The 11,165-nt window shown below is 39.9% G+C and carries 9 protein-coding genes; 2 read left to right on the plus strand and 7 right to left on the minus strand.

Annotated elements, in window-relative coordinates:
* Positions 1-48: 48 nt before the first annotated feature.
* The gene (locus V7K69_RS09490) at positions 49-246 is read right to left on the minus strand and encodes a hypothetical protein (RefSeq protein WP_335033603.1); all 198 of its coding nucleotides are present in this window, start codon (positions 244-246) and stop codon (positions 49-51) included.
* Positions 247-386: 140 nt separating this feature from the next.
* Here V7K69_RS09490 and V7K69_RS09495 point away from each other — a divergent pair, with 140 nt between their 5' ends.
* Entirely contained in the window at positions 387-965 is a 579-nt protein-coding gene (locus V7K69_RS09495) for a hypothetical protein (protein WP_335033605.1), read from the plus strand.
* 352 nt (positions 966-1,317) lie between these two features.
* Here the strand turns inward: V7K69_RS09495 and V7K69_RS09500 are convergent, their stop codons facing one another.
* The 3 genes from V7K69_RS09500 to V7K69_RS09510 all read right to left on the minus strand — a co-directional run bounded on the left by V7K69_RS09500 (position 1,318) and on the right by V7K69_RS09510 (position 4,452).
* Entirely contained in the window at positions 1,318-2,268 is a 951-nt protein-coding gene (locus V7K69_RS09500; RefSeq protein ID WP_335033607.1) for an RpoD/SigA family RNA polymerase sigma factor, read from the minus strand.
* Between the two features lie 406 nt (positions 2,269-2,674).
* On the minus strand, positions 2,675-3,940 hold the full coding sequence (locus V7K69_RS09505) for an AIPR family protein (RefSeq protein WP_335033609.1): 1,266 nt from the start codon (positions 3,938-3,940) through the stop codon (positions 2,675-2,677).
* A 269-nt stretch (positions 3,941-4,209) separates the two neighbouring features.
* Positions 4,210-4,452, minus strand: a complete 243-nt coding sequence (locus tag V7K69_RS09510) for a zinc ribbon domain-containing protein (protein WP_442936128.1) — start codon at positions 4,450-4,452, stop codon at positions 4,210-4,212.
* A gap of 5 nt (positions 4,453-4,457) precedes the next feature.
* On the opposite strand from V7K69_RS09510, the gene V7K69_RS09515 reads away from it, so the two are divergent.
* On the plus strand, positions 4,458-5,045 hold the full coding sequence (locus V7K69_RS09515) for a Uma2 family endonuclease (RefSeq protein WP_109012796.1): 588 nt from the start codon (positions 4,458-4,460) through the stop codon (positions 5,043-5,045).
* Positions 5,046-5,566: 521 nt separating this feature from the next.
* On the opposite strand, the gene V7K69_RS09520 is transcribed toward V7K69_RS09515, so the two are convergent.
* The 3 genes from V7K69_RS09520 to V7K69_RS09530 all read right to left on the minus strand — a co-directional run bounded on the left by V7K69_RS09520 (position 5,567) and on the right by V7K69_RS09530 (position 10,756).
* Positions 5,567-5,818, minus strand: coding sequence for a hypothetical protein (locus V7K69_RS09520; RefSeq protein ID WP_335033612.1), 252 nt, complete (start codon positions 5,816-5,818; stop codon positions 5,567-5,569).
* Between the two features lie 172 nt (positions 5,819-5,990).
* Positions 5,991-7,415, minus strand: a complete 1,425-nt coding sequence (locus V7K69_RS09525) for an efflux RND transporter periplasmic adaptor subunit (RefSeq protein WP_335033614.1) — start codon at positions 7,413-7,415, stop codon at positions 5,991-5,993.
* A 95-nt stretch (positions 7,416-7,510) separates the two neighbouring features.
* Positions 7,511-10,756, minus strand: a complete 3,246-nt coding sequence (locus tag V7K69_RS09530) for an efflux RND transporter permease subunit (protein ID WP_335033616.1) — start codon at positions 10,754-10,756, stop codon at positions 7,511-7,513.
* Positions 10,757-11,165 lie beyond the last annotated feature (409 nt).

Raw genomic sequence — 11,165 nt, forward strand, 5'->3', positions numbered from 1 at the left:
CAAGACAATATTGAACCTCACATGACTGAAAGTCGCGTGATTCCTGCTTCAATGATCTCTGCCGGAATCACTTACTGTCTGGGGATTACCTCCTGTATCTGTGCCTACCTTTGTCGCACTTTTTCCTTTACATATCTCGTACAGTATCATTAAACGCTCGCAGGTACGAGCATGATTTGCTTTTAATGCTTCTTCCCTCAATATTGAGCTACTTTGATTCCAACGATCGCATTCGACTTTGAGCATCCGTGTTTCGTTCTCAGCTACACCCACTTATTTAAAGTAATATATCTTCTTGAAAAACTCCAGTTCTCAAGATGGATGAGGTTTATATTTTAAAATAAAGTAAAATTAAACATAATTTATGTCAATATACTGAGGGCTTCATGATTAATAACATTTTCAAACGATTTGCAGTCAGTACAGCTTGTGCTGTACTTAGTTTAGGTGTCATGAAAGCAAACCCAACTTTAGCTGCAACATTTTCAATTTCAGCGCGGGAAGTAGAAACTGATGGTAATTTGACTTTTCTACGTAACTATTTTGGTGCATTTAGTGGAGAAGATTCTGACAATGATTTAATCTTGACACTAGGTGAACTGACAAATTTTACTTTTGAATCGGAACCTTTCTTCTATGGACAAAGAAAATTTGCCTATGAACTCGCTGATCTTGAAAGTTTTACTTATAACTTAAGTAATAATCAATTAGATTTATTTGCAAGCAAGTTCTTTGATTTTTCTTGTGTAGTAGGTTCTGATGTGAGGCTGTATTACAGTTCTAATTTAGGAAGAGGAGGATCAGCAGCTGATTGTGATGGTACAGTTTTAACTTCATGGCAAGTTGCAAAAATTCCTTCCCAACCTCCAGTATCAATTCCCGAGGCTGGGACAACTACTGCATTGATTATCTGGGGTGTGGGTAAACTGTTAAATAAAAGGGCATATCTGACGAAGACACTGTAATTAGCTAGACTGCTTAATTCTGCCTGAAGTATTGATATATATTGTAGGGTGGGTATCTTGCCTGCCCTGATTAATAAGCGTGTAATATATCCACCCCACAAAATTGAGTAATTTATTTGTTGGAATTCCCAGTCCTTTGCCCTCAATTAAGGTGCAAGGGCATAGATATTTAATTGAACCTTTCAAAAATATTGAGCCTCTTGTTCAATCTAACTTTTCACGGTATCTGACAAAATCAGAAGGTGTGGGGTGTAGTAAGACTTTCTGTCTTTCCCTACACCCAAACTTGCAACCCTACCTCCTGACTTCTTTTTTGCTAATTAGTCCCGAAAATATCATCAATAAGTACTTCTCACGAAACTAAATACTGCTGAATTTCAGTTTTTTGACGACGTAGAACAGTGATTGCTTGCTGCTGAATTTGGCGAACTCGTTCTCTACTGACATTCAATTTCTCTCCAATTTGAGCTAAAGTTAGTTCTTGATCGTTCTCTAACCCAAAACGCAAAATTAATACTTCACGCTGTGTCGGTTTGAGTGATTCTAATAAATTATTGATGTCTTGGCGCAAAAGTTCTTTGGTGATATGTTCGTCTGGAGATATGCCCTCATCTGGTAAAAGTTGGCTAAGTTCTGTGTCTTGGTTATCTCCAATCTTTACATCTAGAGAAATTGGTTGCTTTGAACTGCTGAGAAAATCCCTAATCTGACTTGGTTGTAAGTCTAAAGTTTCAGCAATTTCTACAACACTAGCTGGACGACCCAGTGTCTGAAATAATTCTCGCTGTACTTTCTTGATTTTATTCAGTTGTTCGGTAATATGAATTGGCAAGCGTACAGTACGGGATTTCTCTGCAATTGCCCGTGTGATTGACTGCGTAATCCACCAGTATACGTAGGTGGAAAGCTTATAACCGCGATTGGGGTCAAATTTTTCTACACCTCTTTGTAAACCTATTGCCCCTTCTTGCAGCAAATCTAGGAATTCCAGATTGCGCTTCTGATATTTTTTGGCAATCGAAACCACCAGACGCAAGTTTGCTGTCACCATTTTTTGTTTGGCTCGTTGCCCAAGATTTTGTATTTGAGCTATTTCCAATTCACTTTTGTCAACATCAACAGCTAATTCGACCATTGTTGGCTCACGATCTAGTTGTTGGGTGAGTTCATTTTTTCTTTGCTCAATTGCCATGATTTGCTGTACCTGCCTCCCATAAGCAATTTCTTGGTCTGCGGTTAGCATTGGGTAACGACCAATCTCTTGCAAATAGATACGAACCATGTCTGGACTCAGGCTGGACATACAGTAAAACTTTTTTGATATTTAGACGAATTTAAAAGTATAAATCAAATCGCTGAATTAATTTTCCTGATTTAACAGCTAAAAAATATTAACCTGAGATTGCGATAAATAAATTCAACCTAGAACACAATCATCTATAACGGTATCCAGTGAGCGCTTACTATACCTCCATTCCGAATGGCACGAAGATTTATGTGAAACCTCTTTGCTGACTATCTTGTTGGGGGTAGAGTTGCAGCTTCGTGTGTTCTAGACAATTAAATGCGAGTGCGTCAAGGAGTTCAACATCTTCTTAATTCCCCACACCCGAACTTAGCAACTCCACACCCTTTCATCCAGGAATACCAGGGATTTACACTTTTCTTCGTGCCATTCTCCTATACCTCATGCCCTATTCGGTAAAAAACTATTTGGGAACAGTAGTCGCGTTGAGTTCACCCCTTTTCCCTTTTGCCCTCTTGTTTGCACCTTGTGTCACATGAGATTCTTCTTCTTGCTTACTAGAGTTGACCATTTTCATCAAGTGCTGATTTAGATAACTTTGCGCCGATATATACAGACTTTCCCAAATCTCTTGATTGCGGCTGATTTTTGTGCCGACTGTATTTCCTGCTGTTTTCTCCGACACCAAGTATTTGCGGAAATAGTTATTCCACAGGTGTTGGAGGAAATCTTCAGCGAATTCGTTAAACGGCAGAATCCATTTATAGTCCTTGTCCAAAAATACCCGATAGGATGCAATTATTGGTAGTGCCAAGTCGGTTGGCGCACTAAACCCGAATGAATACTTGCTGTCAGGCAACAATGTAGTTTTACGTATATCAATTGATGCTAGGTCGTTAGCACCCTTTCTTCTGGGGTTGCTGATATGTTCTTGGATTATTTCGTACAGCCTTTGCTCTATCCACAGGGCATGAGTCAAGAGAGGCAGTAAAGCGGTTAATCTTTCCCTTTCTGCATCTGTGATGTTACTTGGAAGACTCATTCCTACTGGATGCTTGGTTCGTTTATTGCCGTCGGGGTTGTATTTATTTCTGTCGAGGCAGTAAAGGAGCTTGAGCAAATGGGTGACATTGCACTGGGCGTTTCTAGGAGCGCCGCTTTGGTTTTGGTAATAAGCGATGCGGAATTTTCTATCTTCCTTCTGTTCTAACTGGGCTAAATACTGCTTGATGAATTTGTAATCACCCCTGGCGTTGACTTTGGAGCGAGAATCTACTGGTGTTGTAGTATTTGAAGCTAGGGCTATATCTTTAGCTGATTCTTCAGTCAGTCCGATGTGAATCGTAACTTTTACCCTGGCTTCGGTTAAATCATATTTGTAATTTTTCGCTTGCTCAAAAGCTAAAACTGTATGCCCACCATTAATAATCCCATCGCTACCCCCCTCGTTAGCTTCTAAGACTTCTAGCTCCAGTTCAGTTTTGTTCTTGACAGGTTTAGTTTTATTGGCTGACAGAACGATTCCACTGTGGCGAGAGAAGAATTTTGCAGGTTCGGTTGTCAGTGAGTCGAACATTTGTCTGTAGGTCGCGCTTTTGCGGTTCGGTTCGCGGATGTTCGGTTCTAGCGGCAGGTCTATAGGGAAGCTGTCTACATGGGCAGTGGCGATGATGCAATTAGGGTTGGCTTGAAAATAGTTATCTATCTTGATGTTCCAAGTCTTGGGCATACAATATGTGCAATGTCAGGGGAATTTCTATGTTAACCAAAACTAGGGTGCAAGGTCTTGGGTGTAATACCAAGATAAGATACCAAAAAACTGGACTGCCACCGATTGCCCTGCATGAAAAACTACGTTTTTTCGCAGCTACAGTTTGACATCCACCTCGCCGTAAATGGTCGGGGATTCCTAAGACTCACGACTTAGGTTTCTGTTTCTTTCCCTTTCGGCTACGCTCAAGGCAAGCCTTACGGGTATTTCACAACTGCCCTTCACCCTTAAGGCTGTCCGGTCTTATGTTCGCTCCACAGACAAGCCAGCGCGGTCTTCTCACATTGGGAGAGGCTAGCGCCAAGGGGGTTTCCCCCATGAGTGACTGGCGCTGAAACTGCGAGTCCCGCAGCCAAAATATTCTTACTTGCGTTAATATCTCTGTCGTGGTGTATCCCACAGTTAGGGCAATTCCACTCTCTTGAATACAGATGGTAAGCTAGAAAGTAGATAACAGTTAAATCGATGATGTCCCATGAACGTTGTCACACCAAAACGATTTACTATTGACGAATATCATCGGCTGATTGAACTGGAATTTCTAAAGGAGAGCGATCGCATCGAGTTGATTCGCGGAGAACTAATTCAGATGGTAGCCAAGGGCACACCTCATACAGTCTGCGGTTCTATCTTATGCCGCCAATTGGATCGGTTGTTGGGCGATCGCGCCGTGATTCGCGGACAAGATCCGATTACTTTGCCTTCGCAAAGTGAACCTGAACCAGATGTGGCGGTAGCACGTGGCAAAGACGAAGATTATCTCGCCCATCATCCTTATCCAGAAGATATTTTTTTAGTGATTGAGATTTCGGACTCAACCCTAGATTACGACCAAACAACAAAGTTAAAAATCTACGCAGAAGCCGCAATTTCTGATTATTGGATTGTCAACTTAAATGTTCGCCAACTTGAGCGTTATAGCCAACCCTATCAAAATGCTCAAGGTGAATTCAATTATCTCAGCAAGCAGATATCTTTACCACATCAGTCAGTAGCGATTCCTGGATTTGAAGATGTTTTATTAGACTTGAATCGGGTATTTCCCAAGGTTGTAAATGCCTAGAAATACGCAATTTCCCATTTCGCACCCAACATTTGAAACGTTGCAATGCAGCGTCTCTTAAGAGCAAGCACAGAAGACCAATGAGATTAAGGATTGCTTTCATACAATGAGATAATTGTTGAATTGTTGCATTAACAATCAAGTTTACTTTGTCTGTCTCCATACAAGGTTGTATTCCCTTTCAACAGCCGCCAATAGCAAAGCGTGCAAGGATAATAGATACGGTTTGGCTTGTTTTTGCAACCCGTGCAACAGCCAATCTACAGCCTCTTCACGGCTGTCCACTTGATGTCAACTGCCGTAACTTCACATATAGCTGCTGCTTCATTCCCTTTCGTGCGATGGCGTAACCGCTTTTTCCGTAAGCGTTCGTCGAACGCGAGTGCGTCTCGTAGAGAAGACGTGCCGAACGCGAGTGCGTTCCACAGGGAAGGCATTGCCTCTCGTACCACTTCGTGGAAGCAAGCTACGCGTTAGCGTCTCTGAAAGAGAAGGTATTGCTCAAAACCATGAGGCAAAAATCACCCAGCGATATCCTTCCCACTCTTATAGTTCATCGCTCTAGGTTTCCTCTTGCCTATAGGGACTACTTTCGATTGCTTGGGAGGTTGAGGAGGACGGCTTGTTTCACAGTAGAGAGGTCGCACACCAAAGGTTTCTAGTTGTGTGGGTTGCTCACACTGCTTACACACAAAGTTGAAAACGCGAGTATGAATTTCCCGCTTGTGCGCTCTGACGGTGTACTCCCGGACTTCAATAGTTTTGCTGGGCATCGGTTCTTTCTTTGGTGTTCTATTTATAAGGATAGTTTCTAGATAGCAATATATTCATACACCATTTGATTCAAACAGGGGCAATCTGATGGCTCCAATTTCATCAGATAATGCTTTGAGCTTATCAATAGCAGTAGTAAAGCCTTCTTTTGCCACGAAACCCAACATTAATTTAATTCTTAATCTTATGCTTAGATGCAAGAACCTGAACCGATTTCCCATCTTGGAGAGCATCTGTTGGATTAGTAATTAACCTAACATTAGGGCTTAAACCAGAAACAACTTCAACTTCAGTACCATAATCTCGTCCAAGCTCTACTTTCTGGTATTTAACTTTCTTTTCCTTTGTCACAGTGGCTACTTGTATACCATCTGTATTAATCACTAAGGTATTAGCTGGTACTAATAAAGGTGGATTGGCACGTTCAGCCTTAAAAGTCACTTCAGCATACATCCCAGGACGCAATACATTGTCTGAATTCTGTATTTCAATTTCAGTTAAAAGGGTATTAGAAGTAGCATCTAAGACATCAGCAGTCCGAATAACTTTACCAGAAAAAGATTTTTTCGGTAACTCACGAACACGAACAAGCGCAGTTTGTCCAATGTGAATTGATTGCACAAAAGCCTGGGGAACATTAATTCGGATACGTAAATTTTTTGTCTGAGCAATCTTAAATAACCAGGAATTCCCACTATTATTATTGCTACCCGCAGAAATTAAAGCTCCTGAATCGACATTGCGAGCAGTAATTACACCTGCAAAAGGGGCAACAATTTGTTTGAATGTTTGTAAAGCAGTTATCCGTTGTAAATCTGATTTAGTAACACTTCTACTTGCGATAAACGCATTAATGTTAGCTTTTTGGGAATTAATAGCTGCAAGAGCAGTATTTACACTTTCTTGGTCTGAATTAACGCGAGCAATTAAAGTATCTACATTAGCTCGACTTGCATTAAAAGCACTTTCACGTTCATCAGCAGCTTGTGTAGTTACGGCTCCTTGCTTTTGAAGTAATTGCCAACGTTGCCAAGTTTGACGTGCTAGTTCTAGGTTAGTACGTGCTTCGGCTAATTCCGCTTGTCTAGCCTTTAAGTTAGCTTTTGTTTGAGAAAGATTACTTTGCTTTTGTGCTAAATCTGCCTGAACTTGAGCCAAATTTGCCTCAGATTTTGCCAATTCTGCACGAGCTTGCTGTATATCTTGGTCAGTTTCTGGGGCATCAATTATAGCTAATAGCTGTCCCTTATTTACACGTTCGCCAATATCTACAAATTTCTTTTGTAAATAGCCACTGGTACGGGCATAAATTGTGGTTTCTTGGCTGGCTTGAATACTGCTAGGTAGAACTAGTTCGGTAAAATTGGCAGCAACTTTTGGCTTAGCTACATTGACAGAAGAAACTTTTTTTGTTGTAGATTTAGCGAAAGCATTTAATTCTGATTGATTTTGTACGCGAGGTATAATACCAAGTGCTAAAAGTCCAGTAACAACTAAACTAGTCGTAGCAATAATGGTGATAGAAGTGAAGCGACTTTTTTTAGTCGTTGCTGCGATATCAGAATTATCAACTTGGGTATTTTCTTGAGTATCCATATTATAAAATTCTATTTAATTTGTTGATTTATCGAAATTCTTTCAGATACCCAACTTCTCTAAGAATTCGGATATCTAAATTATTCACGAATTATTTACCGATTAGCTACAGTTAATTTGATAGTAGAGGATAGTTCTTCCTCAAACTCTAAATTTTGGGGTTGTTTTCGGCGCAAAATACTATAAATTACAGGTACAAAAATTAAAGTTGCTACTGTTGCGGCTAATAATCCACCAATCACAGCACGTCCTAAAGGAGCATTTTGTTCACCACCTTCTCCTAAACCAAGAGACATTGGTAACATCCCCATAATCATGGCTCCAGCAGTCATCAATACTGGACGCAAACGGGTATAACCAGCAGCTAAAGCTGCGGAAACAGCTTTTTCTCCTATTAGACGTTGCTCATTAGCAAAGGTGACAAGCAAAATACTATTAGCAGTAGCAACCCCAATACTCATAATTGCACCCATCAAAGAAGGTACGCTAAAAGTCGTGTTAGTCACAAACAATATCCAGACAACTCCTGCTAAAGCATTTGGTAGTGCCATCATAATAATGAATGGATCAACCCAAGATTGAAAGTTGACTACTATTAAGCAATAAACTAATCCAATAGCAAATATCAATCCTACTTCTAATCCTAGAAAAGATGAATTCATCGTTTCTACTTGACCTTTCACCATAATTGACGTTCCACGTGGTAACTTCTGCTGAAATTGCCCAACTACTTTATAAATATCGCTGGCTACACCACCTAAATCACGACCTTGAACATTGGCGTAAATGTTAAATACAGGCTGTACGTTGTAATGATTAACAACAGCAGGAGCTTTGCCACGTTTAGCAATAGCAATATTGCTTAAAAGTTGTGACGAGCTAGAACCGTTAGCAATAGGAGTATTCTGAATTTTTTCTAGTGAGTTAAGTTTGTATTGGGGAACTTGTACTGCTACTGGATAACTGACTCCTTTGATAGGATCGAGCCAAAAATTGGGTGATGTTTGACCACTAGAACTTAATGATGTGAGTAGATTATTGGCAACATCTCGTTGAGTTAAACCGTTACGTTGTGCTTGAGAACGATCTACATTAATACGTAGGTCTGGGGCATCAACGACTTGATGTAAATGAACATCAACTGCTCCCGGAATTTGAGCTATTTGGGTTTTGATTTGTTTGGCAATCTTGTAATTATCCCGACGATTTTTAGCTGGGCCTATGACCTGAATATCAATAGGGGCTGGTAAACCGAAATTGAGAATTTGAGTTACTATATCCGCAGGTTGGAAAAAGAAGGTTAATTCAGGAAATTGGGCGGTTAATGTTTGGCGTAGTTGTCTAACATATTGCCAAGTAGAATGATGTTTACCTTCTTTAAGACCGACAAGAATTTCTCCATCACCAGTGCCAATGGTTGCTGTGTCGCTAAAAGCCAGGTTGACTCCACCTACAGGTAAACCAATATTGTCAAGAATAATTTCTAATTCTTGCTCAGGAATAACCCGACGAATCTCATTTTCAACTTGAGTAAAAATCTGTTCTGTCTTTTCAAGTCGTGTTCCCGCAGGAGCGCGGACGTGCAGCCGAAACTGACCTGCATCTACTTGTGGGAAAAAGTCTTGACCAACAAAAGGTAGTAAAACTAAGGCGCTTACCCAAAAAGCACCAAACATCGCAAAAACTACACCCCGATGATTTAGAGCTTTGGCTAAAGTATTTCGATAGGTTTGGCGAAATTTCTCAAATTGGCGGTTAAACTGCTCATGAATCCGCCAGAAAATATCTTTTTTAGAAACTGGGTCAGATACATGACCATTACCGTTATTACCTAAACTTTCATGTTCAGTATAAAGATGTAGTTCCTTTCCAAGAAGAAACTTTGCCAACATTGGTACTACTGTCCGCGATAGTAGATAGGAAGCAAGCATCGCAAAAACAACCGCCATTCCTAAAGGCATAAATAGCGATTGTGCTACTCCTGTTAAAAAGACAATTGGGATAAAAACAATACAGATTGCCAAGGTTGAAACGAAAGCCGGAACAGCTATTTGTTGTGCGCCATCTAAAATAGCTTGTTGCAGAGGTTTTCCTTGTCCTAAATTCCGATGGATATTTTCAATTTCTACTGTGGCATCATCGACTAAAATTCCAACTGCTAGAGATAGACCCCCCAAGGTCATAATATTCAGAGTTTGTCCTATTAACCTCAAAGCGATGATAGAACAAAGAATTGATAAAGGGATGGAGATTGCCACAATTAAAGTGCTGCGCCAACTGCCTAAGAATAATAAAATCATCGCGGCAGTTAAACAAGCTGCTATCAATCCTTCAGTTAATACTCCGTGGATCGAAGCTTTAACAAATATGGATTGATCGAATAAGATTTCTAAATCTAATTCTTTGGGTAATGTGGCTTGAATTTTTGGTAGCCTTTCTTTGACTCTAGCTACAACATCTAAAGTTGAAGCACTACCATTTTTGAGAATAGTTAATAAGCTAGAGCGTCGCCCATCTCGACGAACAATATTGTTCTGCACAGCAAAGCCATCATGGACTTGGGCAACATCACGTATATAAATTACAGTGCCGTTAATTTGTTTAATGGGTAAATTGTTCAATGCGTCTAAGACTTGGGGACTACTATTGAGTCGAACACTGTACTCGCGATCGCCTAATTTGGCATTTCCCCCTGGTAAGATCAGATTTTGGGCGCTGATTGCGGTTGTGACATCTGTAGCTGAAAGACCTTTGGCAAAGAGTGCCTGTGGGTCAATATCTACCATAATTTGTCGAGGTTTACCTCCATAAGGCAACGGTACAGATGCACCTTGAACAGTCGCTAGCTGAGTCCGCAGAAAATTATTGCCGTTATCGTAAAGTTCTTGCTCTGATAGTGATGTGCTGCTAACACTTAGCTGAAGAATGGGCACATTCGAGGCATTGTAGCGAATAATTAAAGGAGGTGTAATTCCTGGAGGTAAACCTCGAAGAATCGTTTGAGTATTAGAGGTAAGTTGAGCTACTGCTGCTTCAATTTTTGCCCCTGGTTGGAAGAAAACCTTAATGATGCTAACACCATTAAGTGATTGGGATTCAATGTGTTCGATATCATTAACAGTAGTTGTAAAAGAGCGTTCGCTAGCTGTAACAATACGCTGCTCCATTTCTTCTGGTGATACACCACTATAAGACCAAATTACACTGACAATAGGAATATTAATTTCTGGAAAAATGTCCGTTGCCATGCGTGTAATAGTAACTACTCCTAAGACAAAAATAAGTATAGAAGTAATTACAAAGGTGTAGGGGCGACGAAGGGCAAGTTTAACAATCCACATTGTTTTTTATTCTAATTTATTCTTTCTTCTTTCAGTTTGTTAGTTTAATTTACACTAGATTAAATTGTTATTTAGATTGATTTTAGTTATTGAATACTAATTGCAAATGAATATTCGCTGAGTGCTTTCATTTACAATCAGCTAGATTTAAAAGCTTGAGAAGCATTTACTTCAAAAAGTCGATAGACTTACAGTATTTTATGTAAAATAATTCTTACATACAAATGTGTAAAATACAAGATCCTATAATTCTCTGGCTCAAATGAACGAATGGTAAGGAAGAGAAAAAACTTTTCGGTCTACTGAATTTGTATTAAGTAGGTAGGTGGGGAAAAATCTAACTATGTTAAGATAAGTAAATACATAAAATATATTTACTTAGTAACAAATAATATGGGCGCTCGTTTAA

It is taken from the genome of Nostoc sp., from assembly GCF_036917775.1.
Lineage (GTDB): Bacteria > Cyanobacteriota > Cyanobacteriia > Cyanobacteriales > Nostocaceae > Nostoc.

What these genes read in the sequence shown, in the direction of transcription:
- V7K69_RS09505 (WP_335033609.1), bottom strand. Translation starts at nt 3,940, where the DNA reads ATGCCCAAGACTTGGAACATCAAGATAGATAACTATTTTCAAGCCAAC.
- V7K69_RS09515 (WP_109012796.1), top strand. Translation starts at nt 4,458, where the DNA reads ATGAACGTTGTCACACCAAAACGATTTACTATTGACGAATATCATCGG.
- V7K69_RS09495 (WP_335033605.1), top strand. Translation starts at nt 387, where the DNA reads ATGATTAATAACATTTTCAAACGATTTGCAGTCAGTACAGCTTGTGCT.
- V7K69_RS09530 (WP_335033616.1), bottom strand. Translation starts at nt 10,756, where the DNA reads ATGTGGATTGTTAAACTTGCCCTTCGTCGCCCCTACACCTTTGTAATT.
- V7K69_RS09500 (WP_335033607.1), bottom strand. Translation starts at nt 2,268, where the DNA reads ATGTCCAGCCTGAGTCCAGACATGGTTCGTATCTATTTGCAAGAGATT.
- V7K69_RS09520 (WP_335033612.1), bottom strand. Translation starts at nt 5,818, where the DNA reads ATGCCCAGCAAAACTATTGAAGTCCGGGAGTACACCGTCAGAGCGCAC.
- V7K69_RS09525 (WP_335033614.1), bottom strand. Translation starts at nt 7,415, where the DNA reads ATGGATACTCAAGAAAATACCCAAGTTGATAATTCTGATATCGCAGCA.
- V7K69_RS09490 (WP_335033603.1), bottom strand. Translation starts at nt 246, where the DNA reads ATGCTCAAAGTCGAATGCGATCGTTGGAATCAAAGTAGCTCAATATTG.